The organism is Rathayibacter sp. VKM Ac-2762, from assembly GCF_009866585.1.
GTDB lineage: Bacteria > Actinomycetota > Actinomycetes > Actinomycetales > Microbacteriaceae > Rathayibacter.
The window spans coordinates 2,098,277-2,123,970 of record NZ_CP047419.1; the positions used below are offsets into that span (position 1 = coordinate 2,098,277).

Genomic DNA, 25,694 nt, shown 5'->3' on the forward strand with positions numbered 1-25,694 from the left:
CCAGCCGACGGGAATACGCTCGGCGCATGAACCAGCAGCGCACTTCGGTCACGGTCACGGTCACGGGAGCGGGAGGCGCCATCGGCTACGCGCTCCTGTTCCGCATCGCCTCGGGTCAGCTCCTCGGACCGGACGTCCCCGTCCGCCTGAACCTGCTCGAGATCCCCTCCGGCCTCCGCGCGGCCGCAGGCACGGCGCTCGAGCTGCAGGACGGCGCCTTCCCCCTCCTCCGCGGGATCGAGGCGACGGACGACCCGGCCGCCGCGTTCGACGGCGCGAACGTCGCCCTCCTCGTGGGCGCCCGGCCGCGCAGCGCGGGCATGGAGCGCGCCGACCTGCTCGCCGCGAACGCGGGCATCTTCGGGCCCCAGGGCGCCGCGTTGAACGCGCACGCCGCCTCCGACATCCGTGTGCTGGTCGTCGGCAACCCGGCCAACACCAACGCCTGGATCGCGCGGCGCAGCGCCCCGGACATCCCCGCCGGCCGCTTCACCGCGATGACGCGCCTCGACCACAACCGGGCGGTCGCGCAGCTCGCCGCGAAGCTCGACGCCCCCGTCGACGCGATCGAGGGCGTCGCGATCTGGGGCAACCACTCCGCCTCGCAGTACCCCGACGCGACGCACGCCACCGTCGGCGGACGGCCGGTGCCCGAGCTGCTCGACGCCGAGTGGCTGCACACGGAGTTCGAGCCGCGGGTCGCCAAGCGCGGCGCCGAGATCATCGAGGTCCGTGGAGCCTCCTCGGCCGCGTCCGCCGCCTCCGCCGCGATCGACCACGTGCGCGACTGGGTCGACGGCACATCCTGGACCTCGGCCGCCGTCGAGTCGGACGGCTCCTACGGGGTGGAGGAGGGGCTGATCTCCTCGTTCCCGGTCCGCTCCGTCGACGGCGAGTGGCGGATCGTCGAGGGGCTCGAGATCGACGCGCACTCCCGCGCGCGGATCGACGAATCCGTGCTCGAGCTGCGCGCCGAGCGCGACCAGGCGCTGGCGTTCCTCGCGTCCTGACGCGCCCCTGCCCGTCCTGTCTCCGCGGGATTCCACTCCGGTGCGCCTCGCGCGGCGTGTCGCGTACCGGAGCGGCATCCCGCGGAGGGGCTCAGCGGCGCTTCTCCGGAGCGGGGAGGGTGCCGGCGGCGCGGGCGGCCTCGTACCAGGCGTGCGCCTCCTCCTGGCGCTCCGCCTCGGCGCCGGTCGCGATCGCCGCGCGCACGTGCTCGGGCCCGTAGCCGAACGACGCGACCAGGTCGGCGGCGTGCGGGCGGATGCGCGCGAGCAGGCGGTCGATGTAGGACGTCACCGCGACCGCTCGCTGCGACGACAGGCGCCCGTGGATGAGGTACCAGTCGAGGTGCTTCTCGATCAGGCCCAGGCCGAACAGGTCGCGGAGCCAGGTGAGGACGGTGCGCGTGCCCGCGTCCTCGACGCCGGCGAGCGCCTCCGTGAACGCCTCCCACTGCAGCAGCTCGGCGTGCGCGCGCGCCGCCTCGATGAGCTCGCTCTGGTGCGCGTTGAACAGGCGTGCCGCCTCGTCGGAGGGCAGCTTCGACGCCGGGCGCAGCCGTGAGGCGATCCCCGCGACCATGCTCTCGACGCGGCCGGTGAGCAGCTCGCGCTGGTCCTCCCGCAGCTGGCCGACCGAGCGGGCCGTCGATCCGCGATCGGCGACGACCTGGGCCAGACGGCGCAGACCCGAGTTGTCGACGGTCGCCCCCGCGACCTGTGAGGCGGCGTACCGCGCCAGCTCCGCGGGCTGGGCGCCCTTGAAGCGGCGTCCGACGTCGGTCAGCAGGCGCTTGGCGACCAGCTGGAGGAGCACGGTGTTGTCGCCCTCGAAGGTCGCGTACACGTCGAGGTCGGCGCGCAGCTGCGTGAGCCGGTTCTCCGCGAGGAAGCCCGCGCCTCCGCAGGCCTCGCGCGCCTCCTGCAGCGTGTCGAGAGCGTGCCAGGTCGAGAGCGCCTTCAGCCCCGCGGCGAGGGTCTCGAGGTCCTGCCGCGACTGCTCGGTGTCGTTCGCGCCGGAGAAGACCTCGTCGAACGCCGTCAGCAGCTTCTCGTGCGCGAAGGCGGCGGCGTAGGTGGTGGCCAGGCGCGGCAGGAGGCGGCGCTGGTGCCGCTGGTAGTCGAGCAGCACCTCCTCCCGCTCGCCGCCGCCGGTGAACTGGCGGCGCTGATCGCCGTAGGTGACGGCGACCGTCAGCGCGATCTTCGCCGCGGCGACCGAGGCTCCGTCGAGCGAGACACGGCCCTGCACGAGCGTGCCGAGCATGGTGAAGAAGCGGCGGCCCGGGCTCGCGATCGGCGAGGAGTAGGTGCCGTCGGCGGCGACGTCGCCGTAGCGGTTCAGCAGGTTCTCGCGCGGGACGCGGACGCCGTCGAAGTGGAGGCGGCCGTTGTCGATCCCGTTCAGACCGCCCTTGAGGCCGTCGTCCTCCCCGCCGACGCCGGGCAGGAACGCGCCCTGCTCGTCGCGGATCGGGACGAAGAAGGCGTGGACGCCGTGGTTCACGCCCCGGGTGACCAGCTGCGCGAAGACGACCGCCGCGCGCCCGTCCACCGCCGCGTTGCCGAGGTAGTCCTTCCAGGCCGCGCGGAACGGCGTCCGCAGCACGAACTCGCCGTCCTCGTAGGTGGCGGTCGTGGCGATCGACGCGACGTCGGAGCCGTGCCCGGTCTCGGTCATCGCGAAGGCGCCCGGGATCTCGAGGCTCATGATCCCCGGCAGCCACTTCTCGTGGTGCGGGCGGGTGCCCAGGTGCAGGACCGCGGCGCCGAAGAGCCCCCACTGCACGCCGGACTTGATCTGCAGCGACGGGTCGGCGGTGACCAGCTCCTCGAAGCCGGCGATGTTGCCGCCGTGGTCGGCCTCGCCGCCGAGGTCGACCGGGAAGGCGCGGTGCACGCCGCCCTCGGCCGCGAGCACGCGCATCTGCTCCGAGACGCGGAGGCGGTGCTCCTTCATCGGGAGGCCGTCGGTGCGGTGCAGCTCGGGGCGGGCGGTCAGAGCGCGGCTGGCGAGGCGCTGCTCGCGCCAGGGGCCGAGGAGGGTCTCGCCGAGGGCGGCGACGTCGACGGCGGGGGCGCCGTCCTCGTCCAGGCGCGCGTCGACCTCGGAGCCGAGGGAGTCCACCGGCGGCGTGGGCGCGATGGAGCCCGAGCGGGAGCGCCGGGCCCGCGTGCGCCCGGTGGCCGCCCGGTCGGCGGCGTCGGCGGCGGAGCGGGGGTGGGGAGCGGTGCTGACCATGGTGTTCGTGTCCCTTCGACCGTCTGCGGTTCGGGCCGCTCCCGGTGCGTCGTGCGCCGACGGGCGCGGCAGCGGAGGCGGTCCTCGCACGGTAGGTCTCGCGGCGGCGCGGCGGAAACGTTCCGTCGCCCGGGCACAAACGGCGCCGGGCGGAGGCGGAAGCGCGTTGTCGGAACCGACCAGGCGGAGGCGGGGCGCCTCGTCTGTGCGCTGGACGGGCTGTCCCTGCCGACGGGAGCGGAGGAGGGGGAGGCTCGTCCGTGTGCTGAACGGGCTGCTTCTGCCGAGGAGGGCGCCTCATCGGAGGACGCGTCGCTAGTCTCTCGGCATGAGCGAGCCGCCGCTGCCTCCCCCTCCGCCCGCCCGACAGCCGGCGGCCGGGCCACCCGTGGTCGGCTCGCCCGCGCCTCTCGGGACTCCGGGTGCGCCGCCCTCGGACGTCGCGGCAGCGCCCCCCGGGCCTCCGGCCGCGCCGGGATCCGGGGTGCCGCATCGGCGCCCCGTCCGCGTCTGGGACCTGGTGCTGACGATCGTGCTGATCCTCGTGGCCTCCGCGGTGACGCTGCTGCTGTCGTTCTTCGGGCTGTTCTTCGCGATGGCCAGCGACTCGTGCGGCGGATCGAACGCCTGCGACATCGGCCTGATCGAGGGCGGGATGGTCCTCGCCGCAGGAGGAGTGTGGGTGCCGTTCCTCGCGGCGCTGGTCGTCTCGATCGTGCTGCTGGTGCGGCGGCGCATCGCGTTCTGGGTGCCGGTGGCGGGTCTCGCGGTGTCGTTCTGCTGCACGCTGCTCGGCGGGTGGATGGCGTCGACGGGCGCGAACGGCTGAGGGCGCTTGTCGGTGCGTCGGGCCGAGGACGCTCGCGTCGGTGACGAGGTGGGCACGATCGTCGACGCGGACGCCGGAACACGATCGCCCGCGCAGGCGCCCGCCTCCGTCGCGGGCGGTGAACCGCGCGCCTCAGCGACGGATCAGTAGCTGTCCCAGCCGGGCTCCCAGTCGGGCTCGTCCGGCGGCACCCAGTCGTCCTCCGGCGGCTGCGCGGCGGACACCGGCGGACCGGACGATTCGCGGCCGAACGAGGGCTTCGCCCCTTGCGAGCGGGACGACCCGCCACGGGCGGCCGGCGCGCGGCGGGGAGCGGGAGCCTCCTCACCGGGTTCCGGGACGGCGATCTCGGGGCTCTCCCCCGCGACGACGGCGAGAACGGCCTCGCCGTAGGTGAGCAGCTTCTTCTGGCCGACGCCGCCGATGATGCTGAGCGCGTCCATCGTCGCCGGCTCGGCGGTCGCGATCTCGCGGAGGGTCGCGTCGTTGAAGACGATGTAGGCCGGGACCGCCTGCGCGCGGGCCTGCGCGGCGCGCCACTCCCGGAGCCGCTCGAACAGCGGCTGAGCCTCGCCCGACAGCTCGGCGACGGTGGACCGCCCGGAGCGGGAGGATCCGCTGGAGCGGGCCGGCTTCTCCGGCTCCTGCCGCAGCTCGACCTTCCGCTCGCCGCTGAGGACGGAACCGGACGCGGGCGTGAGCACGAGCGTGCCGAAGCCGTCGTCGTTCACGCCGAGCAGGCCCTGCGCGAGGAGCTGGCGGGCGACTCCGCGCCACTGGGTGTCGCTGAGCTCGGCGCCGATGCCCCAGGTGGCCAGGCCGTCGTGCTGGTGCTGGGTGGTGCGCGGCGTGGTCTTGCCGCGGAGGACGTCGATGATGTGTCCGGCGCCGAACTGCTGATTGCGCTCGCGCTTGAGGCGGACGACCGTCGACAGGAACTTCTGCGCCGCGACCGTGCCGTCCCAGGAGGCGGGAGGCTCGAGGCAGGTGTCGCAGTTGCCGCAGGCGGTGCTCTCCTGGCCGAAGTAGGCGAGCAGGTTCACCCGGCGGCACTGGACCGTCTCGGAGAGCGCGAGCATCGCGTCCAGGTGCGCGGACATCCGCCGACGGTGCGCCAGGTCTCCCGGCGACTCGTCGATCATCCGGCGCTGCTGCACCACGTCCTGCAGGCCGTACGCGAGCCAGGCGGTGGACGGCAGTCCGTCGCGGCCGGCGCGACCCGTCTCCTGGTAGTAGCCCTCGACCGACTTGGGCAGGTCGATGTGCGCGACGAACCGCACGTCCGGCTTGTCGATCCCCATGCCGAAGGCGATGGTCGCGCAGACGATGACGCCCTCCTCGCGGAGGAACCGCGACTGGGCGGCGGCGCGCACCCGCGAGTCGAGGCCCGCGTGGTACGCGACGGCGTCGAAGCCCGCCGAGCGCAGCGCCTCGGCCGTCGCCTCGACGCTCTTGCGGGAGAGGGCGTAGACGATGCCCGCGTCGTGCGCGTGCTCGCGCCGCAGGAAGTCGATCAGCTGCTTGCGCGGCTCGACCTTGTTGACGATCCGGTACTGGATGTTCGGGCGGTCGAAGCTCGAGACGAAGTGGCGGGCGGCGCCGAGGTGCAGGCGCGAGGTGATCTCGCGGTGCGTCGCCTCGGTGGCGGTCGCGGTGAGGGCGATGCGCGGGACGTCGGGCCAGCGCTCGGCGAGCTCGCCCAGGGCGAGATAGTCGGGGCGGAAGTCGTGGCCCCACTGGCTGACGCAGTGGGCCTCGTCGATCGCGAAGAGGGCGATCCGGCCGCGGGCGAGGAACTGCTTCGTGCCCTCGTTGCCCAGGCGCTCCGGAGCGACGTAGAGCAGGTCGAGCTCGCCGTCCAGGTAGGCGCGCTCGACGCGGCTGCGCTCGCCCGCGTCCTGGGTGGAGTTGAGGAACTCGGCGCGGACGCCGTTCGCGCGGAGGGCGTCGACCTGGTCCTGCATCAGCGCGATGAGCGGGGACACGACCACGCCGGTGCCGGGGCGCACGATGGCGGGGATCTGGTAGCAGAGCGACTTGCCGCCGCCGGTGGGCATCAGGACGACGGCGTCGCCGCCTCCGATGACCTGCTCGACGATGGCCTGCTGCTCGCCGCGGAAGGAGCCGTAGCCGAAGACCTTCTCGAGGATCGCCTGCGCCTCGGAGGATCCGGATCCCGGGGCGCCGCTCGCCGCGTCGCTCCGGACGCCGCCGCGGGACTCCGCCGAGGGGTCGGCGAGCGGCGGGGCGGGGAGGGCTGTCGCGGTGGGCTCTGTCACCCGGGGAACTCTACCCGCCGCCTCCGACGCCGCCCCGGGGGTCCGGGGAACTGTGGAGAAGGGCCGCAGGGAGGGAGCTGGGGAGGCGGATGCGGGGGAAGTCGGGGGGCTTCTACAGCGTCCGGCTCAGAGGTCGGTGAGGGTGCGGGTGTCGCCGTCCCAGAAGCGGACGCCCGCGAGGCCGACGGTGAACGGCTCGCCGAGGAGGGGGACGGCGTCGCCGAGCTGCTCGGCGCGGAGGCGGCGAGAGACGCTGATGTGCGGCGTCCAGGCGTCCGGGAGCGAGGTGTCGACGCCGCCCGGCACGAGGCGCGTGGCCCGATCGTGCAGAGCGTCGAGGGCGGGCGAGCGGACCACTCCCCAGGCGAGGACGAAGCGCCCGGCGTGCGGGAAGAGGAGGACGGCACCGAGGTCGGCCGTCGCCGGCAGCGGACCGAGCGCGCCCGGCTCCGGGGCGGTCAGCTCGGGCCCGGCGATAAGGGTGAGGTGCGGGCGGTTGCTGGCGGACGTGTGCAGGGAGAGGCTCGGGATGCCGGCCGCCTCGAGCGCCTCCCACTGGCTGCGGACGCGAGCCTCCGACTCCGGATCGAGGAGGACTTCGAGGCTGCGCATGTCCACATTCTGCCGCGGCTCCCGTGTGCGGGCCTTCGCGGGCGCGCGGCCACTCGCGGGTGCGCGCGATCCTCGCCGGCTCCCGCGAGTGTGCAGGAGTCGTCGCACTCGAGCTCGAGTGCGACGACTTCCGCGCACTCGCGGGGGCGGGGAGCGGGGCGGAGACGGGCAGCGGGCGGGCACCGCCCACCCGCGCCCCGCCACCCGCGTCAGCCGATCGTCACGAGGGCGGCGAACAGCTCCGGCGCTCGGCGGTCGACGATCCGACCGCCGACGCGGATGCCGACCAGCGCGAAGACGGTGCCCAGCACGAGGGCGGCCGCCAGTCCGATCAGGCCGAAGGCCGGGTCGCCGCCGATGAGCGAGATCGCGCCGAGGACGATCGACGGAAGCGCCAGCAGGCCGGTCGCGGCCATGCTCCCCAGCATCACGACGCTCGAGATCATCCCGGAGCCCGGCGGCGTCTTCAGCGGGCTGTCCCCCGGCCCGGGCACGGGGTAGACGACGAGCGACGAGGCGACGCTCGACACTCCGAACCCGCTGAGCACGAGGGCCAGCGCCATGCCCAGCACGGCCGGGATCGCGTCGGCGCGTCCCGCGTACAGCGCGGTGCCCACCGCAACGACGACCACCGCAGGGACGCCGATGATCGCGGCGGCGACGACGCGACCGGCGCGGTCGGCCGACCCCGTCACTCCGGAGCTGACGTGCGCCGCCCAGGCGGTGCCGTCGTACGACACGTCGGCGCAGAGGGTCACGCCGAAGATCAGGCCGACGAGCACGGCCGAGAGCAGCACGAAGGTGTCGCCCCCGCTGCCGATCGCGGAGTAGAAGACCGCGAGGACGACGACGGCGGGGATGACGAGGAGCCCGCGGCTGTAGCGCGGGTCGCGCCACCAGTAGCCGAGGGCACGCGCGGCGACGGCGCCGGTCGGGGTGCCGGGGAAGCGCCCGAACAGGCCGAGGCCCGCGGATCCGGAGGCGGAGTGCGCGCCGGACGCGGCGGGCTCCGCGAGCGCGTGCCGCAGCGCCCGGGCCCATGCCCAGACGAGGACGGCCAGCGTCGCGAGCCCGATCAGCAGGCGCGCGATCGCCGCGACCCAGTCGCCCGCGACGACGGATCCGGGGACGGCCCAGATCGCGCCGAGCGGCGACCAGCCGAGGGCGCCCGCGATCACGGGCAGGACGTCCAGGCCGTCGCGGATCACGTTCGTCAGGCCGAAGAAGAGCGGTCCGAGCAGGATGACGACGACGAGCACGACGCCGCCGATCACCTCGCGGTAGCGGCGGCTCGAGCCCAGGCCCGTGGTGAGCGCGCCGATCAGGCGGGACGCGACCACGCAGGTCGCGACGCCGATCACCGCGGCGACGAGGCCGGGCAGGATGCCGATCGGACGGCTCCACCAGGCGGCGGCGGAGGCGAGCGCGCCGAGCGAGGTCACCACGCCGGGGATGCCCGCGAGGCCCGCGGCGGCGAGCCCGAGGAGGAGGGTCCGCAGCGGGATCGGGAAGGTCGCGAGGGTGGGCAGGTCGAGGCTCTGGTCGGAGCCGGACAGGAAGATCGGCCCGAGCACCCAGCCGAGGATCAGAGCGGAGCCGCCGAGGACGATCGCGACGTTCGCGAACGCCGGGTCCGTGCCTCCGAGCGCGACCAGGCCGGCCGCGACCAGGCCGAGCACCGCGATCGCGTAGAGACCGCCGAGGATCACGCCGATCAGCTGCCACACGTTCCGCGTCAGCGAGTTGCGGAGCAGGAGCAGCCGCAGCCTCAGGAGATGCGCAACCATGCCGGTCCCTCCTGGTGGGTGCGGCCGCCGACCAGCTCGACGAAGCGCTCCTCGAGGCTGGAGCCGGCGCGGACCTCCTCGAGGGTGCCGGAGGCGAGCACGCGGCCGTCGGCGATGACGGCGACGCGGTCGCACATCCGCTCGACGAGGTCCATGGAGTGGGACGAGACGATGACCGTGCCGCCCGACGCGACGAAGCCGGTCAGGATGTCGCGGATGTTCGCCGCCGAGACCGGGTCGACCGACTCGAACGGCTCGTCGAGCACCAGGAGGCGCGGGGCGCGCACGAGCGCGCAGGCGAGCGCGATCTTCTTGGTCATGCCCGCGGAGTAGTCCACGACGAGCGTGCGGTCGGCCGGATCGAGGCCGAGCAGGGCGAGGAGGTCGTCGGTCCGCTCGACGACAACGGAGCGCTCGAGCCCGCAGAGCAGGCCGTAGTAGGTGACGAGCTGGAGACCGGTGAGGCGGTCGAACAGCTTGACGCCGTCGGCGAGGACGCCGATCAGCCGCTTCGCCTCGAGGGTGTCCTTCCAGACGTCGACCTCGTGGATCGTGACGACGCCGCTGTCGGGGCGGAGCAGGGCCGTGGCCATCGAGAGGGTCGTCGTCTTGCCCGCGCCGTTGGGGCCGACGAGCCCGAAGAAGGAGCCGGCGGGGACGTCGAGGTCGATGTCCTTCACGGCCTCCTTGTCGCCGAAGCGCTTGCGGAGGCCGCGGATCCGCAGAGCGACCTCGCCGTGGCGGCCGGAGGCCTCGGGGGCGGCCCATGCGGGGGTCGCGGAGTCGGTGAGCGCGGAGTCGGTGTGCTCGGCAGCGGTGCCGTCGGCGGCGGTGCGCGCGGCGGGGCTCTCGGTGTCCGTGCCGTCCTGGGGAATGCCGGGGGGCGTCGTCCCGTCCATGTGTGTCCCTTCCGGGCCGCGGTGGGCGGCCGCTCCTCCACCCTAGGCAGGCGCTGCGGTCGGGGCATCCGTCCCGCGATGGAGTCGCGCGGCCCCGGTCCCTCGGCGGGGCGGGGCGGGAGCACGGCCGCCTACGCTGGCCCCATGCCCACGCTCCTCCTCGTCCGGCACGGACGCACCACCGCGAACACCGCGGGGATCCTCGCCGGACGCACCGCCGGAGTGCGGCTCGACGACGTCGGACGCACGCAGGCGGCGCGCACCGGGGAGCGGCTGGCGGCGGTCGAGCTCGCGACCGTGGTGTCGAGCCCGCTCGAGCGGTGCCGGCAGACCACGCGCTTCGTCCTCGAGCGGCAGACGGGATCGCCGGCGACGGTGATCGACAAGGGCATCACCGAGTGCGACTACGGCGACTGGTCGGGGCGCTCGCTGCGGGATCTCGCGACGGAGCCGCTCTGGGCGACGGTGCAGAACCAGCCCTCCGCGGTGGTCTTCCCCGGCGGCGAGGGGATGCTCGCGATGCAGGCCCGGGCCGTGTCCGCGATCCGCCGGCACGACGCGGCGGTCACGGAGGAGCACGGGGCCGGCGCGGTGTGGGCGGCGGTCAGCCACGGAGACACGATCAAGGCGATCCTCGCGGACGCGCTCGGCATGCACCTCGACCTGTTCCAGAGGCTCAGCGTCGGACCGGCGTCGGTGTCGATCATCCGCTACGGCGCGGGGCGGCCCGAGGTCGTCGCGATGAACACGGACGCCGGGGACCTGGGCTGGCTGCGGAAGGCGGCCCCCGTGGCGGACGCCGCCGTGGGGGGCGGGGCGGGGCACGAGTAGGCGCGGGTTCGGGAGGGCCGCTTCAGGGCTCGATCGAGCGGCAGGGATGCGGGTGCTCGGCGGCGGTGGATCTCGATGCGCCCGCTCCGCGGGGGGCTCGGCCAGCAGAAGAGACGGCTGCTCGATCAGCAGGCCGCCCGAGCCCGACGCGCGCAGCCACTGCGGAGGCGGGCGCTCGTAGACTGGGGGCATGCCTCCGATCGTGCACGGATTCGACTGGCCCGATCGCGTCGTCGTGGGGACCGTCGGCTCACCCGGCTCGCGCTCCTTCTACCTCCAGGCCAAGACCGGGCCCCGCGTGGTCAGCGTCGGCCTCGAGAAGCAGCAGTCGGCCCTCCTCGCCGAGAAGATCGACGAGATCCTCGACCAGCTGATGACCGCCCAGGGCAACCCGGTCAGCGTCCCCGCCGGCACTCCCCCGGAGCTCGTCGACAACGACCCGCTCGACCAGCCCGTGGAGCCCGAGTTCCGCGTCGGCGGTCTCAGCCTCGGCTGGGACCCGTCCACCGCGCAGATCGTGATCGAGGCCTACCCGCTGACCGAGGCGGAGGACGACTCCGAGGAGGAGCCCGAGCCCACCGAGATGCTGCAGGTGAAGATCCCGGTCGGGACGGCGCGCGCCTTCGCGAAGCGCACCCTCGAGGTCGTCGGCGCCGGACGTCCGCTCTGCCCCCGCTGCGGCGAGCCGATGGATCCCGACGGGCACGACTGCCCGCTCGCATGAGCGACCCGGGCGGGCTCGACGGCGAGCTGGAGCTGGCCGGCCGGATCACGATCGCCTCGAACGCGACGTTCCTCGCGCAGCTCGGCGAGACGTCCGTCGTCTACAAGCCGATCTCGGGCGAGAAGCCGCTGTGGGACTTCCCGGACGGCGTGCTCGCGGGCCGCGAGGTCGCCGCGTACCTCGTCTCGGAGGCGCTCGGCTGGAACGTGGTGCCGCGCACGTGGCTCCGCGACGGTCCGCTCGGGCCGGGCATGGTCCAGCTCTGGCAGGACATCGATCCGGACCAGGACGCGGTCGACCTGGTGCCCGCCGACGCCGTGCCCGACGGATGGCGGCACGTCCTCGACGGCAGCGACGAGGAGGACCGCGACATCTCCCTCGTGCACGAGGACTCGACGGCGCTGCGCCGGATGGCCGTGTTCGACGTGGTCGCCAACAACGCGGACCGGAAGGGCGGGCACGTGCTCGCGCTGCCCGACGGCCACCGCTACGGGGTCGACCACGGCCTCACCTTCCACTCCGAGCACAAGCTGCGCACGGTCCTCTGGGGCTGGATCGGCGAACCGCTGCTCGAGGAGGAGCTGACGGCGCTGGCGCTCCTGCGCGCGCAGATCGACGGACCGCTCGGCGAGGCGCTCTCGGAGCTGCTCACCGAGGACGAGGTCGCCGCGTTCGCGAAGCGCTGCGAGCGGCTCGGCTCCTTCGGCCGCTTCCCGGGCCCGCGGGGCGGGATGCCCGCGGTGCCCTGGCCGCTGTTCTGAGCCGGACGCTGTCAGAACTCAGGACGAACGCCTCCAGAGCGGCGGAGACGCGCTGATCCTCAGGCGCGGGAGCGGATCCCTCCTGCATCCTGAGGGGCTCAGAAGCTCCAGCCGCGGCCGAACAGCTCCTCGCCCGGCGCTCCGCTGCCTCCCGGACCCGCGCCGCGAGCGCCGAGGTAGGAGGAGACGACGGCCGCTCCCAGGTCCTCCGCCTCCGGGTTCACCACCGAGCCGCCGACCCGGCGGGCGAGCGAGTCGATGAAGCGCGCGAGGCCCGGGTCGTCGCCCAGGCGGAAGAACGTGGTGTGCGCGCCGAGGCGGAGCGACGCGTCGAGCTCGCGGACCGAGACGGCGACCGTCAGCGGGTCCGGCGGGTAGTCGAAGAAGACGCCGCCGTCGGGCTCGAGGTGCGCGGTCGGCTCGCCGTCGGTGACGATGAGCAGCACCGGCTGCGCGTTCGGGTGCTTGCGGAAGTGCCGGTTGGCCAGCAGCAGCGCGTGGTGCAGGTTCGTGCCCTTGTCCCACTCCGCGTCCAGGCCCACCAGCTGCTCGACGTCCATCACCTCGGCGCGTCGGCCGAAGGCGACGAGCTGCAGCGCGTCTCCGCGGAACCGGCTGCTGATCAGGGTGTGCAGGGCGAGGGCGGTGCGCTTCATCGGCACCCAGCGGCCGTCCATCGCCATCGAGAACGACGTGTCGACGAGGAGCGCGACACAGGCCTGCGTGCGCGCCTCCGTCTCCTGCACCTCGACGTCGTCGATCAGGATGCGCACCCCCGAGCCGACCGGTCGGCCCTCGCCGGCGCTGCGGGTGAGGGCGTTGGTCACCGTGCGGGGGATGTCCCAGGCCTCGGTGTCGCCGAACTCCCACGAGCGCGTCGCTCCGGAGCGCTCGCCCGCCGCGCCCGCACGCCGGACGTCGCGGGCGCCCTGACGGCCGGAGACGGTCTCGGCGATGTCGCGCAGGAGCGCCTTGCCGAGCTGGCGCATGGCCTTCGGGCTGAGGGCGAGGCGGCCGTCGGAGCCGCGGCGCAGGGTCCCGGAGTCGCGCAGGGCCCGCTCCAGGCGCTTCAGCGTCTGCGCGTCGACGGAGGCGTCCTCGCCGAGGCGCTTCGCCAGCAGGTCGAGGTCGAGGTCGTCGAGGGAGGAGCGGTCCGTCTGCGCGAGCTGGTCGGCGAGGGCGTCGAGGTCGGCCAGCTCCTGGAACACGCCCGTCCCGTCGCCGAGGCCGAGCCCCTGCTCGCCGTCCATCCGCTCGGAGCCGCCCCAGTCCTCGCCGGGACGGAGCCCCCGCAGGGTCTCGTCGAGGCGGCCGAGCGACTGCATGAGCTCCGGCGTGCCGAAGGCCTCCTGGGCGAGGGCGTCGAGCTCGGCGCGCTGCTCGGCGGTCATCGAGTTGCGCATCCGCTGGGCCGCCGCCGCGCGGGCGGCGAGCGCGTCGATCAGCTCGTCCACCGATTCCGGGCCCTCGGGGAAGTACTCGCCGTGCTGCTCCATGAAGGCGTCGAACTGCTCGGGGGTGTCCTCCCCGCGCGCGTGCGCCTCGAGCAGCTCGTTCAGGTCGCGGAGCATCGCGTCGATCGCGGCGCGGTCCTCGTCGCTCGCGTTCTCGAGGGCCTGCTTCATCCCCTCGAAGCGCTGATCGAGCATCTCGCGGCCCAGGAGCTCGCGGATCCGCTCGAAGTCGGCGCGCGCCTCGGGGCTCTGCCAGCGGTAGTCGCGGAGCTCCGAGACGGCCGCGGCCGGTGAGGGCGGGAGGCTGTCGAGCTGGATCTCTGCGAGCGCGCGGTCGCCGTCGTCCATCTGCGTGTCGCGGGCGAGCTGCTTGCGCTCGGCGAGGACGGCCTTGTCGAGGAGCTCGCGGATCTCGCGGAGCGTGCCGTCGAGGTTGTTCCTCTGCGTGAGCTCGCGACGCCGCTCGGCGACGCGGGCGGCCAGGTCGTCCAGGCCCTCGCGGTCGCGGGTGCCCCGGCGGAGGAACTCGCGCAGGGCGCGCTCGGGCGAGGTGCCGCCCATCACGTCCTCGCCGATCGCGTCGAGGGCCTCCTTCAGGTCGACCGGAGGAGCGAGCGGATCGGGTCCCCCGTCGTACTTCGCGTAGCGCGCGTCGCGCTTCAGCCGCCGGTTGCCGCGCGGAGCATCAGCCATAGACGGCCTCGCCCCCGCCCGTCTCCTTGCTCAGCTTGCGCGAGAGGTAGAGGCCCTCGAGGGCGAGCTCGACCGCTCCGGCGCGGCGCCCCTCCCCCACGGCGTCGAGGCGCTCGGCGACCTCGTCGTACACGCGGGCCTCGCCCAGCAGCGGCAGGCCGGCCAGGAACTCGCGGGCGGTCACCTGCTCGCCGGTCGTGATCATCGCGCCGTTCTCGACCGCCTCGACGAGCGGCCCGAGGTCGACGCCGCGCAGGTGGGCGCGGACGGTCTCGGCGGTGGCCTGACGGAGCAGGTGGTCGAGGATCTCGTCCTCGCGGCCCTCCTCCCCCGACTCGAACTCGATCTTGCCGCCGAGCACGTCGACGGCGGTCTCGAGGTCGATGGGGCGGGCGACCGCCTCCTCCTCGCCGCGGCGGGTGGCGCGGTGCAGGGCGGCGGCGGCTATGGTCTCGGCGCCGGCGATGGCGAAGCGGGCGCTGACACCGCTGCGCTGGTCGACGGAGCCCGACTCGCGCAGGGCCCGCGTGAAGCGGGCGAGGATCTCGATGAGCGCATCGGGCACGGTCGCGACGAGGTCCGCCTCCTGCCGGATGACGGCGACCTCGTCGACGAGGGCGGTCGGGTAGTGGGTGCGGATCTCGGCGCCGAAGCGGTCCTTCAGCGGCGTGATGATCCGGCCGCGGTTCGTGTAGTCCTCCGGGTTCGCGCTCGCGACGACGAGGACGTCGAGGGGGAGGCGGAGGACGTAGCCGCGGATCTGGATGTCGCGCTCCTCCATCACGTTGAGCATGGCGACCTGGATCCGCTCGGCCAGGTCCGGCAGCTCGTTGATCGCGACGATGCCGCGGTGGCTGCGCGGGATGAGGCCGAAGTGGATGGTCTCCGGGTCGCCCAGGCTGCGGCCCTCGGCCACCTTCATCGGGTCGACGTCGCCGATGAGGTCGGCGACGCTGGTGTCGGGGGTGGCCAGCTTCTCGACGTAGCGCTCCTCGCGGGGCTTCCACGCGACGGGCAGGTCCTCGCCCAGCTCCTCCGCGCGGCGGCGGCTCTCCGTGGTGATCGGCTCGTAGGGGTGCTCGCCGAGCTCGGACCCCTCGATGACGGGCGTCCACTCGTCGAGCAGGCCGACGAGGGTGCGCAGGAGGCGGGTCTTGCCCTGGCCGCGCTCGCCCAGCAGGACGATGTCGTGGCCGGCGATGACGGCGCGCTCGACCTGCGGGATGACCGTCTCGGCGAAGCCGTGCAGGCCCGGCCAGGGGTCGCGGCCCTCGCGCAGGGCGTCGAGCAGGTTGTCGCGGATCTCGGTGCGGAGGCTCTTCTGCACGTGCCCGGAGGCACGGAGCTGGCCGAGGGTCTGGGTCGTCGGGCGCATCACTTCGGCAACGCTACGCCGCAGGTCCGACACGTGGTGGAGGTGCGGCGGATTCGCGGCGCGGGCTTGCGCGGGGGGCGCTTCGAGACACCGCTGCGCTCGAGGGACACCGCTGCTGAGGCGGTGTCCCGGCGGCAGCGCGGCGCCTCGGCGGTGCGGGCGGGCGCCGCGCCACGGACGGCTCAGCGCTCGAGGCGCGGGGCGGCGGCGAGCAGGCGGCGCGTGTACTCCTCCTGCGGCGCGGCGAGGAGCGACGCGGCCGGCCCCGCCTCGACGATCCGACCCTCGCGCATCACGGCGATGCGATCGCTCATGTGGGCGATCACGCCGAGGTCGTGCGAGATGAGGAGGAGGGCGAGGCCGTGACGGCGCTGCAGGTCGTCGAGCAGGTCGAGGATCTGCGCCTGCACCGACACGTCGAGGGCCGAGACGGGCTCGTCGCAGATCAGCACGTCGGGGCGCGTCGCCAGCGCCCGGGCGATCGAGACGCGCTGGCGCTGACCGCCGGAGAGGGTCCGCGGCGAGCGCCGCTCCAGGGCGGGGTCGAGCCCCACGCTCTCGAGCAGCGCGGGCACGGAGGCGGCGCCGGCGTCGCGGAGGAGGCGGCCGACGCTCCAGCGCGGGTCGAACGAGGAGAGGCTGTCCTGGTAGACGGCGCCGATCCGCGGGCGGCGGGGACGGCGGGAGCGCTCGGTCGCTGCCGACCACGGCTCGCCGAACAGCTCGACGGCGCCCGCGTCCGGACGCCGCAGCGCCAGCACGAGCCGGGCCACCGTGCTCTTGCCCGACCCGGACTCGCCGACGAGCCCGACGGTCTCGCCGCGCCGCAGCCGGAGGTCGACGTCGTCGACCGCGACCCGCACTCCTCCGCCGGGCAGCGGGAAGCGGGCGGCGAGTCCGCGGGCCGCGACCACGACCTCGCCGGGAGTCTCGGGCGGGGTCGCCGGTGCGGTCGGGTCGGTGAGCCGCGAGCCGCGCGGGCGCCCTGCGGGGACGGCGGCCACGAGCGCGCGGGCCTCGGGACTGCGGGGCGCGCGCAGCACCTCGGCCGCGGTCCCCTCCTCCACCACGCGGCCGTCGGCCAGCACGAGGATGCGGTCGGCGAGGCCCGCCACCACCGCGAGGTCGTGCGAGACCAGGACGAGCGCCCGGCCGCGCGCCTTCTGCTCGGCGAAGAGCTCGAGCACGCGGGCCTGGACGGTGACGTCGAGCGCGGTGGTCGGCTCGTCGGCGACGAGCAGCGGCGGATCGAGCGCCACGGCCGCCGCGAGGAGGGCGCGCTGGCGGAGCCCGCCGGAGAGGTCGCCGGAGCGCTCCCGCATCCGCTCGGCCGGCTCCGGCATGCCGACGCTCTCCAGGGCCTCGACCGTCCGCTGCGCGCGCTCGGCCTCGGGGAGGCGGCCGTGGAGGCGGAGCACGTCGCCGATCTCGCGGCCGATCGGGCGGAGCGGGTCGAGCGAGAGCAGCGCGTCCTGCGGGACGAAGCCGACGGATCCGCCGCGCAGCCGCCGCAGCTCACGCTCGCCCGCTCCGACCACCTCGGTCCCGCCGACGCGGACGCTCCCGGTCACGGCGCCTCCGCTCAGCCCCAGCAGCGCTCGCGCGGTGACGCTCTTGCCCGACCCGGACTCGCCGACGATCGCGACGCACTCCCCCGGCTCCACGCGGAACGAGACCCCGTGCACCACCTCGACTCCGTCGAAGGCGACCCGGAGCCCCTCGACGACGACCGCGCTCACCGCGCACCCCGCAGACGCCCGCCGAGGACCGTCGTCGCGATCGTGGTCAGCACGATCGCCAGCCCCGGGAACACGGTCAGCCACCACGCGCTCGCGAGGTAGGTGCGGCCCGCCGAGAGCATCGCGCCCCACTCCGGCGCGGGCGGCTCGGCGCCCAGGCCCAGGTAGCTGAGGGCCGAGGCCCAGACGATCGCCTGGCCGACGCCGAGGGTCGCCAGCACGGCGAGCGGCCCGAAGGTGTTGGGGAGGACGTGCCGGACGAGGATGCGGACGGGTCCGTGCCCCAGCACGCGCGCCGCCTCGACGTAGCCGGAGTCGCGGATGCCGAGCAGCTGCGTGCGCAGGATGCGGGCGTACCCCGGCGCGGTCGAGAGGCCGACCGCGATGGTGGCGGGGACGACTCCGGGACCCGTGACCACGATCACGAGCAGCGCGAGCAGGAGTGCGGGGAAGGCGAAGAGCACCTCGAGCACGCGGCCGATCACGCCGTCGACGACGCGGCCGCCGAACGCCGCGACCACCCCGAGCACCGCGCCGAGGACGAGGCCGATCGCGGTGGCGCTGGCGCCGATCAGGAGGGATGCGCCCGCCCCCGCGATGAGGCGGCTGAGGACGTCGCGACCGGACTCGTCGGTGCCGAGCAGGTGCGCGGCACCCGGTGGGGTGAAGGCGTCGCGCGGGGCGACGGCGAGCGGATCGGAAGGGGCGAGCAGCCCGGGCGCGACGGCGGCGAGCAGGAGCAGCACGACGAAGACCGCGGCCAGCACCTCGCCGGCGCGGAGGCGGGAGGGACCCCGGCGGAGCGGGCGGGCGGCGCGCAGCTCGAGCTCGCTCACGCGACCGCCTCCCGCCGGGCCAGCCGCGGGTCGATCACGCGCGTCAGCAGATCGGTGGCGAGGGTCACGACGATGTACGCCAGCGCCGTGACCAGCACGACACCCGTCACCACCGGCACGTCACGGACGGTCACCGCCGCGAGCAGAGTCCGGCCGAGCCCCGGCCTCGCGAAGATCGTCTCGACCACCACGGCCCCGCCGATCAGGTAGCCGAACGCCCAGCCCGAGAGCGAGACCCCTGGCAGCACCGCGTGGCGCAGCGCGTGGCGGGCGCGGACGCCGAGCTCGCCCTCGCCGCGCGCCCGAGCGGCGAGCACGAACGGCGACTCCAGCGCGTCGAGGAGGGAGCGGCGCATCACCTGGCCGAGGAAGCCCGCCAGCGGGATCGCGAGGGTGAGCGTCGGCAGCACCAGCCCGGCGGGCGACCCTGTGCTGACCGGGGGCAGCCAGCGCAGCGCGGTCGCGAAGACGGCGATCAGCACGGTCGCCAGCCAGAAGTGCGGGAGCGCGGCCGCCGTGAGCTCGAGGCCGGACCCGACCGCGGCGGCGAGGCGGCCGCCCCGGGTCGACCAGAGGGCGGTCGCGAGCGCCAGGATCCATGCGGCGGTGAGCGCGAGCACGGCGAGCAGGAGGGTGCCGGGCAGCTGCTCGCCGAGGATCTGCGCGACGGGAGTGCGCAGGGAGTAGGAGGTGCCGAGGTCGCCGCGCGCGAGCCTGCCGAGCTGCACCAGGTACTGCACGAGGAGCGGCTGGTCGAGGCCGTACTGCTCCCGCACCGCGGCAAGCGCCTCGGGCGACGCCTGCGAGCCCGGACCGCCGAGGATCGCCTGCGCCGGATCGCCGGGGACGAGGCGGATGAGGACGAAGACGGCGGTCGCGACGGCCCACAGCACCACGAGGGCGCCACCGAGGCGGAGGAGCACGCGACGGATCATGCGGGCGGGCGTCCTCTCTGGTCGGGGCGGTGGAGGGGGGCGTCGTCGAGGTCCGCTCCCTCCGGAGCACGCGATGCGCGACAGACGGCGGCTACTCGACCAGCATGGAGGACGGACCCCTGCTGATCGAGCAGCCCGCGGAGCGGGCGTCTCGAGCTCCGCCCGTCCCGATCGCGGGGTCTCGATGCGCCGCCGTGGCGGCTACTCGACCGACACGCGTCCGCTCATCGATCGGTGCAGGCGGCTCGCCGGGGCCGGGTCAGACCCAGGCGTCGGCGAACCAGGGGGTCGACACGGTGTCGAGGGCGACGAGGCCCTGGACGGCCGACCGGTGCAGGTAGTGGTTCTGCTGGTCGTAGAGCGGCAGGATCCAGTAGCCCTCGAGGACGATCCGCTGCGCCTGCTCGTACAGGTCGGCGCGGGCGTCCTCGTCGGTCGTGGCGCTCGCCTGCTCGAGCAGCGAGTCGAGCGCGGGGTCGGCGATCTGCGCGTGGTTGGCGAAGTAGCCGCTCGGCGCGGGGGTGATGCCCGAGGAAGAGTAGAGGATCCGCAGCACGTCGGGTCCGACCTTCGTGTACGGGGCGCTCACCAGCTCGTACTCGTTCGACGCGAGCGCGGTGTACCAGCTCGACAGGTCGAGCAGGCTGATCCGCACGTCGAAGCCGAGGGTCTTCGCCGAGGCCTGGATCTGCTCGAACAGCGACTGCTCGGCCGGGATCGACTGGTTGGTGCTGACGGGGAAGCGCAGCGTCAGCGGCGTGCCGTCCTTCTCGCGGATGCCGTCGCCGTCCGAGTCCACCCAGCCAGCCTTCTCGAGCAGGTCCTCGGCGGCGGCCGTCTCGGAGTCGGACCCGGCGTCCTCGAAGAGCGACGGGTCGGAGTACGCGGTCGCCTCGCGGCTGGACAGCGGGGAATAGGAGCGCTCGGCGGTGCCGAAGAAGAGGGAGTCGATCGCGTCGTTCACGCCGACGCCGCGGACGAACGCCTCGCGGACGGACTCGTCGTCGAACGGCGCCTGCCCGGAGTTGAGCTCGAGGCGGTTGACCGAGCCGGGCCGGGGCGCGTCGAGCTCGACGAGGTCGGTGGCTCCGGTCGCGGCCTTCAGGGTGTCGGGCTGGGCGTTGTCGAGCACGTCGACCTCGCCCGACTGCAGCGCCGCGTAGCGGGTGGCGGAGTCGGGGATGAAGCGCCAGGTGATGCTCGCCAGGTGCGCGGGGCCCTCGTGGCCGTCCCCGGTCGGGCCGGTCGACGCGTCGTAGGCCTCGTTGCGGGTGAGGGTCACGTGGTCCTGCTTGACCCACTCCGAGACGGTGAAGGGGCCGGTGCCGACGGGCGCCTCGCAGTTCGCCTCCTCGCCGCGGGCGATGCCGGCGGGCGACTCGATCGCGGTCCACGGCTGCGCGAGCGACTCGAGCAGCGCACTGTCCGGCGCAGTCAGGGTGAAGCGGACGACGGTCGGCGAGACCGCGGTGACGGAGGCGACCTTCGCCACGGCGAGGTAGCCGGTGGAGGACTTGGTCGCCGGGTCCTGCAGGTGCGCGATGTTCGCGGCGACCGCCTCCGCGTCGAGGGCGGTGCCGTCGGTGAAGGTCGCGCCCTCGCGCAGGGTGAAGTCGTAGCTGAGCGCGTCGTCCGAGACGGTCCACGACTCGGCCAGCCACGGCGTGATGGTGCCGTCGGCGTCGCGCGAGACGAGCGACTCGAGCACCTGTGTCGCGAGGAGCGCCTGCGGGTAGTTGCCGCCGACGTGCGGGTCGAGGCAGGTGGGCTCGGCGTCGCCGGACGCGTAGGTGAGGGTCCCGCCGTCGACGGGGGTGCTGGAGGCGTCGGGCGTCTCGGCGGTGCAGCCGCTGAGCAGGAGCGCGGCGGCCGCGACGGCGGCGGGGAGGGCGAGGAGGCGGGAGCGCAGCGGCATGACGTCTTTCGTGGAGGGGTTGGGGGTGCACGCGTTTCTTGGACGCGACCCAGGAAACGCTAGCAGGGCGTGGAGGCGGCGGGCGGGGATCGCTCGGATCCGTGGAGGAGCGCCCGGATCCCGCGCTGGGGAGGGACGAATCGCGCTGGCGGAGATCCCCGACGCGCCTGTCGGTGGGGATCGGCCTCCGCTCTCCTACTGTCGACGCATGACCTCCGCCGTGCTCGCCCTCCTGTTCGGCTCCGCCGTCGCCCTCGTGGGCCTCGTGCCCTGGGCCGCCCTGCAGTACCGGCGCCGCGGCGTCCTCGGGATCGGCAACGCGGTGCTCGCCTTCGCCGCCGTGGTCTACGCGCTCGCCCTCGTCACCTACACGCTCCTCCCCCTGCCCGACGAGGCGACGGTCGCCGCCGCCTGCCGCACCGGATCGGGTCCTCAGCTGCGCCTGTTCGCCTTCGTCGGGGACATCGCGAAGGAGGGCGGGATCGACGGGCCCCGCGCGCTGCTGACGAACCCCGCGTCCGCGCAGGTGCTCCTCAACGTGGTCTTCTTCGTTCCCCTCGGGATGCTCGTCCGCCACCTCGCTCTGCGCGGGCGCCTCGTCGCCGGGATGATCGGCGGCACCGTCGTCGGCTTCGCCGTCTCGCTCCTCATCGAGGTCACGCAGCTCACGGGCGACTGGTTCCTCTACCCGTGCGCCTACCGGCTCTTCGACGTCGACGACCTGCTGGCCAACACGGCCGGCGCCCTGCTCGGCACCCTCCTCTCCCCTGTGCTCCTCGTCTTCACCCGCCGGACCGAGGGCGCGGTGCCGGAGCTGGCCCGCCCGGTCACGATCCGCCGCCGCGCGTTCGGCATGTTCTGCGACGTGCTCGCGCTGAGCCTCATCACGGGCGCGCTCGTCTCGATCACCGGGGTCGGCCTCGTGCTCGCGGGGGTGGACACGCGCTCGAGCCCCGGGGACGTGGTTCTCGGAGCCCTGCCGTTCGTCGCTCCGCTGCTCCAGCTGGTGATCGTGCTGCGGTCCGGGCGGACCCTCGGCGAGACGGTGGTGCGCCTGCGTCCCGAGCCGCGACCGCTCCTCTGGCAGCGGCTCGTGCGCTGGGCGGCGGGATCGGGCGGCTGGTCGACCCTGCTCGCCGTCGAGGGCGGGTTCTGGTCGCTGCTCGCCTTCGTCCTCGCGGCGGCCGCGATGATCGGCCTGGTCGCGACACGGGACCGCCGGGGGACGGCGAACGCGCTGGCTCGCCTCGACGTCGTGGACGAGCGGGCGGAGGCGCCGTCCGCCGTCCGGAAGACGGACTGAGAGGAGCCTGCCGGACGCCTGGGCCGGCCGGTGGTCAGACCGCCGCGCGGAGCCCCTCGACAAGGTCGTGCTGCGCCTCGCGGCCGGCCCGCGTGGGCACGAGCGGGTACACGTGGACCTGCCCGACGGCCTCGTGGAGCTCGAACGGGACCGCGGCGGCCGCCGCCCGCTCGGCCAGCACGTGGGCGTCCGGATTGAGGACGTCCCGCGTGCCGGTGAAGACAGTGAGGGGGCCGAGGCCCGCCAGGTCGCCGAACAGCGGGCTGACCGCGGGATCGAGCAGGTCGAGGGCGCCGCGCCAGCTCTCGGCGAGGACGCGACCACCCGGGGTGCCGAGCCAGGGATCGGTCGGCTGCACCTCGGGGATCCGCGGGTTGCTCCAGGAGAGGTCGAGCGCGGGCGAGACGAGGGTGGTGCGCGGCAGGACCACCCCGTCGTCGCGCAGGGCGAGAGCGGTCGAGAGGGCGATCTGGCCGCCCGCCGAGTCGCCGGCGAGGCAGGTCGCCCCGTGCCGCTCCCGACTCCGCAGCACCAGAGCGCGGACGCCGTCGCGCGCCTCGAGCGCCGTGCCGAAGGGCACGAGCGGATAGATCGGGAGGGTCACCGCGACGGAGGCCTCGTCGGCGATGCGGGCGGCGAGCCACCAGTGCTGGGGCGCGATCTCGTTCACCCAGCCGCCGCCGTGGACGTAGACGACGCCGCCGCGGATCACCCGCGGGCGGATCGTGTAGACCGGCCAGGAGCCGACCTGCTCCACGTCGACGCGCACGCCGGGCCGGAGGCGGGGCGGCGGTCCGAAGGAGGCGGGACGGAGCGCGCGCTCCCGGATGCGGCGACGGGCTCCCTCCGCGCTGACGAAGGTGCGGTTCGCACGGGCGAGCCGGAGCGCGAGCGGGACGAGGGCATCGGGGACGACGAGCGGCATCGCCCGAGCATCGCGCACCCCGGTGCGCAGCGGCTGGGCGGTGACGGATTGCGCGGCTGCGGACTCCGCGGCGACGGACTCGGCAGCCGCCGACGCGGCAGCCACGGACTCCGCCGCCGATCCGCGGAGGGCGGAGGACGCAGCGCGGACTCCGCGGACGGAGCGCCGGAACCCGCGGACGCAGCGTCGGAGACCGCGGACGACGCCCGGGCACCCCGCGCACAGCACGACGGCCCGGCCCGTGGAGGGAGCCGGGCCGGGGCCGCCGGTCAGCGTGGTGCCTGCACGCCCGCGGAGGGCGGGTCGGCAGCGACCTCGCTGTCGCCGCGCGCTGCGGGTCAGCGTCGCGCGGCGGAGCGGCCGGCGAAGCGGGTGTAGACGAGCAGGACGATGATCGCTCCGATGATCGAGCCGATGATGCCGGCGGGCTGGAAGAAGCCGTCCATCGGGTCGTGCTGGAAGATCAGGAAGCCGAGGAAGCCGCCGACGAACGAGCCGACGATGCCGAGCACGATGGTCATGCCGATGCTGATGCTCTGCTTCCCGGGGACGATGAGCCGGGCCAGCGCTCCTGCGATGAGTCCGACGACGATGAGGCTGATGATGAGACCGAGCATGGCGGTCGTCCTTCCGTTGTGCGGGCGGGGGCCCGCTGGTCGGTTCCGCGGTTGCGGGACCGGTGGCTACGCAACCACCCCGGAGGCGGCGGCGGTACACCCCTGGGGGTGTGCTCGCCCCGACGAGCCGTGCGGTAGCGTCCGACCATGACCCGCCGTGCGCCCCTCACCGTCGCGCTCGTCGACGACTACGACGTCGTCCTCACGGGCCTCGCGCACATGTTCGACCACTACCGCGACCGGGTGGTCGTCGCCGAGATCGACGCGAACGCCTCCCTCTCCGATCGGATCGACGTCGTCCTCTACGACTCGTTCGCCCAGCCGGAGTCGGACCACCACGAGATCGCGGAGCTGGTGCGCAACGAGCGGGCCGAGCACGTGGTCGTCTACACCTGGAACTTCGCGCCGACGCTCATCGCGGATGCCCTCGAGCAGGGCGTCCACGGCTACCTCTCCAAGACCCTGCCGGCGCGGGAGCTGGTGGCCGCGCTCGAGCGGGTGGCGGCGGGCGAGGTCGTCGTCAGCGATCCTCCGCGGCGGGCGGGCAGCGCACCGGGCCTCGACTGGCCGGGCCGCCACGAGGGCATCACCGACCGGGAGTCGGAGATCCTCGCGCTCATCACGCAGGGCAAGAGCAACGCCGACGTCGCCGCGCTCACCTACCTCAGCCCCAACACGGTGAAGTCCTACATCCGCAGCGTCTACGGCAAGATCGGCGCGACCAGCCGCACGCAGGCCGTCCTCTGGGGCGTCGACCACGGCTTCACCCCCGACCACCACCGCATCGACCACTGGCTCGGCGGCCCCTGACCCGCGCCCGCGGGACGCCGCTCCGGTACGCGACCCGCCGACGAACCCGCACCCGGGAGGCGTCTCGCAGGAGGGGGCGGGGGCGCACGCACCGCTACGGTGTGGCCATGCCCCTCGACCGCGCGCCGACCATCCGCGACGTCGCGGTGCGGGCCGGAGTGTCGTACCAGACGGTCTCGCGGGTGCTCAACGACAGCCCGCAGCTGCGGCCGCGCACCCGGGAGCGCGTGCTCGCCGCGATCGAGGACCTCGGCTTCCGCCCCAGCGCCGCCGCCCGCGCCCTGGCGACGAGCCGCTCCGGCCTGATCGGGATCCTCGCCGCCGAGAGCCACAGCTTCTACGGCACCGCCACCGCGATGGCCGCGATCGAGCAGGCGGCGCGCGACGCGGGCTACCGGGTCCCGGTCGTGAACGCGGCGCCGGACGCGGAGTCGCTGGCCGACGGTCTCGCCCACCTGCAGCGGGAGTCGGTGGAGGCGATCGTGGTCCTCGCCCCGCAGGAGCGCGCGCTGGAGGCGATCGAGAGCCTCGCGATCGGCGTCCCGTCGGTGACGCTCGGCGCGACGGACCGCGGCGCCGACTCCCTGCTCCTCGTCGACCAGGCGGCCGGAGCGCGACTGGCGACCGAGCACCTCGTCGGCCTCGGCCACACCCGCATCGCGCACCTCGCCGGTCCGCAGCACTGGGTGGAGGCGCAGGCGCGGCTCGAGGGCTTCGGCGCCGGGATGAGCGCGGCCGGCCTCGACCCCGTCGCCGTCGTGGAGGGCGACTGGAGCGCCGAGTCCGGCTACCGCGCCGGCCTCCGCCTCCTCGGAGCCGCGCTTCTGCCGACCGCGGTGTTCGCCGGCAACGACCAGATGGCCCTCGGACTCCTGCACGCCTGCACCGAGCGGGGACTGCGCGTGCCCGAGGACCTCAGCGTCGTCGGCTTCGACGACGTCCCCGAGGCGGCGCACTACCAGCCGCCGCTGACCACCATCCGCCAGGACTTCGCGGAGGTCGGCCGCCGCACGATCGGCGTCGTGCTCGCGGAGCTGCGAGGCGAGGAGCCCGCCGTCGACCGCCCGGTGCCGCCGGTGCTGGTGGAGCGGGCGTCGACGGCTCAGGCCTGAGCAGCACCGGCC

At 74.4% G+C, this 25,694-nt stretch carries 21 protein-coding genes; 8 read left to right on the top strand and 13 right to left on the bottom strand.

Annotation, left to right across the window (positions count from 1 at the left end; genetic code table 11):
* Nucleotides 1–26 precede the first annotated feature (26 nt).
* Nucleotides 27–1,010 (top strand): malate dehydrogenase, encoded by a 984-nt coding sequence (locus GTU71_RS09920; protein WP_159939823.1) that lies wholly within the window; start codon nt 27–29, stop codon nt 1,008–1,010.
* A 91-nt stretch (nt 1,011–1,101) separates the two neighbouring features.
* Here GTU71_RS09920 and GTU71_RS09925 read toward each other — a convergent pair whose 3' ends face one another.
* On the bottom strand, nt 1,102–3,246 hold the full coding sequence (locus GTU71_RS09925; protein ID WP_159939825.1) for an acyl-CoA dehydrogenase: 2,145 nt from the start codon (nt 3,244–3,246) through the stop codon (nt 1,102–1,104).
* A 328-nt stretch (nt 3,247–3,574) separates the two neighbouring features.
* Here GTU71_RS09925 and GTU71_RS09930 point away from each other — a divergent pair, with 328 nt between their 5' ends.
* Complete coding sequence (locus GTU71_RS09930) at nt 3,575–4,075, top strand: DUF6264 family protein (RefSeq protein ID WP_244230523.1); 501 nt, start codon at nt 3,575–3,577, stop codon at nt 4,073–4,075.
* Between the two features lie 143 nt (nt 4,076–4,218).
* On the opposite strand, the gene recQ is transcribed toward GTU71_RS09930, so the two are convergent.
* The 4 genes from recQ to GTU71_RS09950 form a co-directional block, all read right to left on the bottom strand.
* Nucleotides 4,219–6,354 (bottom strand): DNA helicase RecQ, encoded by a 2,136-nt coding sequence (gene recQ / locus GTU71_RS09935; RefSeq protein ID WP_347877593.1) that lies wholly within the window; start codon nt 6,352–6,354, stop codon nt 4,219–4,221.
* 126 nt (nt 6,355–6,480) lie between these two features.
* Nucleotides 6,481–6,966: a 2'-5' RNA ligase family protein gene (locus GTU71_RS09940; RefSeq protein ID WP_159939827.1), complete on the bottom strand. Its 486-nt coding sequence runs from the start codon at nt 6,964–6,966 to the stop codon at nt 6,481–6,483.
* Between the two features lie 209 nt (nt 6,967–7,175).
* Entirely contained in the window at nt 7,176–8,753 is a 1,578-nt protein-coding gene (locus GTU71_RS09945) for a transporter (RefSeq protein WP_104295981.1), read from the bottom strand.
* The gene (locus GTU71_RS09950; protein WP_104297253.1) at nt 8,735–9,652 is read right to left on the bottom strand and encodes an ABC transporter ATP-binding protein; all 918 of its coding nucleotides are present in this window, start codon (nt 9,650–9,652) and stop codon (nt 8,735–8,737) included. Before GTU71_RS09950 ends, GTU71_RS09945 begins: the two co-directional genes overlap by 19 nt.
* Before the next feature lie 144 nt (nt 9,653–9,796).
* On the opposite strand from GTU71_RS09950, the gene GTU71_RS09955 reads away from it, so the two are divergent.
* The 3 genes from GTU71_RS09955 to GTU71_RS09965 all read left to right on the top strand — a co-directional run bounded on the left by GTU71_RS09955 (nt 9,797) and on the right by GTU71_RS09965 (nt 11,968).
* Nucleotides 9,797–10,483 (top strand): histidine phosphatase family protein, encoded by a 687-nt coding sequence (locus GTU71_RS09955; protein ID WP_104262322.1) that lies wholly within the window; start codon nt 9,797–9,799, stop codon nt 10,481–10,483.
* Nucleotides 10,484–10,673: 190 nt separating this feature from the next.
* Nucleotides 10,674–11,207, top strand: a complete 534-nt coding sequence (locus GTU71_RS09960; RefSeq protein ID WP_104225051.1) for a DUF3090 domain-containing protein — start codon at nt 10,674–10,676, stop codon at nt 11,205–11,207.
* Nucleotides 11,204–11,968, top strand: coding sequence for an SCO1664 family protein (locus tag GTU71_RS09965; protein ID WP_104226043.1), 765 nt, complete (start codon nt 11,204–11,206; stop codon nt 11,966–11,968). The genes GTU71_RS09960 and GTU71_RS09965 overlap by 4 nt, the downstream gene beginning before the upstream one ends.
* A 98-nt stretch (nt 11,969–12,066) precedes the next feature.
* Here the strand turns inward: GTU71_RS09965 and GTU71_RS09970 are convergent, their stop codons facing one another.
* From GTU71_RS09970 to GTU71_RS09995, 6 genes are all read right to left on the bottom strand, one after another.
* Nucleotides 12,067–14,115 (bottom strand): VWA domain-containing protein, encoded by a 2,049-nt coding sequence (locus GTU71_RS09970; protein WP_159939829.1) that lies wholly within the window; start codon nt 14,113–14,115, stop codon nt 12,067–12,069.
* Nucleotides 14,108–15,490 (bottom strand): magnesium chelatase, encoded by a 1,383-nt coding sequence (locus tag GTU71_RS09975; RefSeq protein WP_159939831.1) that lies wholly within the window; start codon nt 15,488–15,490, stop codon nt 14,108–14,110. Before GTU71_RS09975 ends, GTU71_RS09970 begins: the two co-directional genes overlap by 8 nt.
* Before the next feature lie 182 nt (nt 15,491–15,672).
* Nucleotides 15,673–17,229 (bottom strand): ABC transporter ATP-binding protein, encoded by a 1,557-nt coding sequence (locus GTU71_RS09980; RefSeq protein WP_159939833.1) that lies wholly within the window; start codon nt 17,227–17,229, stop codon nt 15,673–15,675.
* A complete protein-coding gene (locus GTU71_RS09985) occupies nt 17,226–18,065 on the bottom strand; it encodes an ABC transporter permease (RefSeq protein ID WP_104225046.1) in 840 nt (279 codons plus the stop codon). The genes GTU71_RS09980 and GTU71_RS09985 overlap by 4 nt, the downstream gene beginning before the upstream one ends.
* Nucleotides 18,062–19,000 (bottom strand): ABC transporter permease, encoded by a 939-nt coding sequence (locus GTU71_RS09990; RefSeq protein ID WP_104225045.1) that lies wholly within the window; start codon nt 18,998–19,000, stop codon nt 18,062–18,064. Before GTU71_RS09990 ends, GTU71_RS09985 begins: the two co-directional genes overlap by 4 nt.
* A gap of 259 nt (nt 19,001–19,259) precedes the next feature.
* Complete coding sequence (locus GTU71_RS09995) at nt 19,260–20,915, bottom strand: ABC transporter substrate-binding protein (RefSeq protein WP_159939836.1); 1,656 nt, start codon at nt 20,913–20,915, stop codon at nt 19,260–19,262.
* 208 nt (nt 20,916–21,123) lie between these two features.
* On the opposite strand from GTU71_RS09995, the gene GTU71_RS10000 reads away from it, so the two are divergent.
* A complete protein-coding gene (locus tag GTU71_RS10000; protein WP_159939838.1) occupies nt 21,124–22,218 on the top strand; it encodes a VanZ family protein in 1,095 nt (364 codons plus the stop codon).
* A gap of 34 nt (nt 22,219–22,252) precedes the next feature.
* Here GTU71_RS10000 and GTU71_RS10005 read toward each other — a convergent pair whose 3' ends face one another.
* Nucleotides 22,253–23,143, bottom strand: a complete 891-nt coding sequence (locus tag GTU71_RS10005) for an alpha/beta hydrolase fold domain-containing protein (RefSeq protein ID WP_104317138.1) — start codon at nt 23,141–23,143, stop codon at nt 22,253–22,255.
* A gap of 338 nt (nt 23,144–23,481) precedes the next feature.
* Complete coding sequence (locus GTU71_RS10010) at nt 23,482–23,760, bottom strand: GlsB/YeaQ/YmgE family stress response membrane protein (protein WP_104225042.1); 279 nt, start codon at nt 23,758–23,760, stop codon at nt 23,482–23,484.
* Nucleotides 23,761–23,907: 147 nt separating this feature from the next.
* On the opposite strand from GTU71_RS10010, the gene GTU71_RS10015 reads away from it, so the two are divergent.
* Nucleotides 23,908–24,570, top strand: coding sequence for a response regulator transcription factor (locus GTU71_RS10015; protein WP_104225041.1), 663 nt, complete (start codon nt 23,908–23,910; stop codon nt 24,568–24,570).
* 107 nt (nt 24,571–24,677) lie between these two features.
* On the top strand, nt 24,678–25,682 hold the full coding sequence (locus GTU71_RS10020; protein ID WP_159939840.1) for a LacI family DNA-binding transcriptional regulator: 1,005 nt from the start codon (nt 24,678–24,680) through the stop codon (nt 25,680–25,682).
* The last annotated feature ends 12 nt before the right edge of the window (nt 25,683–25,694 follow it).

Excerpts from the sequence above, each read along its gene's own strand:
- GTU71_RS09920 (WP_159939823.1), top strand. The coding sequence starts at position 27 with ATGAACCAGCAGCGCACTTCGGTCACGGTCACGGTCACGGGAGCGGGA.
- GTU71_RS09925 (WP_159939825.1), bottom strand. The coding sequence starts at position 3,246 with ATGGTCAGCACCGCTCCCCACCCCCGCTCCGCCGCCGACGCCGCCGAC.
- GTU71_RS09930 (WP_244230523.1), top strand. The coding sequence starts at position 3,575 with ATGAGCGAGCCGCCGCTGCCTCCCCCTCCGCCCGCCCGACAGCCGGCG.
- GTU71_RS09940 (WP_159939827.1), bottom strand. The coding sequence starts at position 6,966 with ATGCGCAGCCTCGAAGTCCTCCTCGATCCGGAGTCGGAGGCTCGCGTC.
- GTU71_RS09945 (WP_104295981.1), bottom strand. The coding sequence starts at position 8,753 with ATGGTTGCGCATCTCCTGAGGCTGCGGCTGCTCCTGCTCCGCAACTCG.
- GTU71_RS09950 (WP_104297253.1), bottom strand. The coding sequence starts at position 9,652 with ATGGACGGGACGACGCCCCCCGGCATTCCCCAGGACGGCACGGACACC.
- GTU71_RS09955 (WP_104262322.1), top strand. The coding sequence starts at position 9,797 with ATGCCCACGCTCCTCCTCGTCCGGCACGGACGCACCACCGCGAACACC.
- GTU71_RS09960 (WP_104225051.1), top strand. The coding sequence starts at position 10,674 with ATGCCTCCGATCGTGCACGGATTCGACTGGCCCGATCGCGTCGTCGTG.
- GTU71_RS09965 (WP_104226043.1), top strand. The coding sequence starts at position 11,204 with ATGAGCGACCCGGGCGGGCTCGACGGCGAGCTGGAGCTGGCCGGCCGG.
- GTU71_RS09970 (WP_159939829.1), bottom strand. The coding sequence starts at position 14,115 with ATGGCTGATGCTCCGCGCGGCAACCGGCGGCTGAAGCGCGACGCGCGC.
- GTU71_RS09975 (WP_159939831.1), bottom strand. The coding sequence starts at position 15,490 with ATGCGCCCGACGACCCAGACCCTCGGCCAGCTCCGTGCCTCCGGGCAC.
- GTU71_RS09990 (WP_104225045.1), bottom strand. The coding sequence starts at position 19,000 with ATGATCCGTCGCGTGCTCCTCCGCCTCGGTGGCGCCCTCGTGGTGCTG.
- GTU71_RS09995 (WP_159939836.1), bottom strand. The coding sequence starts at position 20,915 with ATGCCGCTGCGCTCCCGCCTCCTCGCCCTCCCCGCCGCCGTCGCGGCC.
- GTU71_RS10000 (WP_159939838.1), top strand. The coding sequence starts at position 21,124 with ATGACCTCCGCCGTGCTCGCCCTCCTGTTCGGCTCCGCCGTCGCCCTC.
- GTU71_RS10005 (WP_104317138.1), bottom strand. The coding sequence starts at position 23,143 with ATGCCGCTCGTCGTCCCCGATGCCCTCGTCCCGCTCGCGCTCCGGCTC.
- GTU71_RS10010 (WP_104225042.1), bottom strand. The coding sequence starts at position 23,760 with ATGCTCGGTCTCATCATCAGCCTCATCGTCGTCGGACTCATCGCAGGA.
- GTU71_RS10015 (WP_104225041.1), top strand. The coding sequence starts at position 23,908 with ATGACCCGCCGTGCGCCCCTCACCGTCGCGCTCGTCGACGACTACGAC.
- GTU71_RS10020 (WP_159939840.1), top strand. The coding sequence starts at position 24,678 with ATGCCCCTCGACCGCGCGCCGACCATCCGCGACGTCGCGGTGCGGGCC.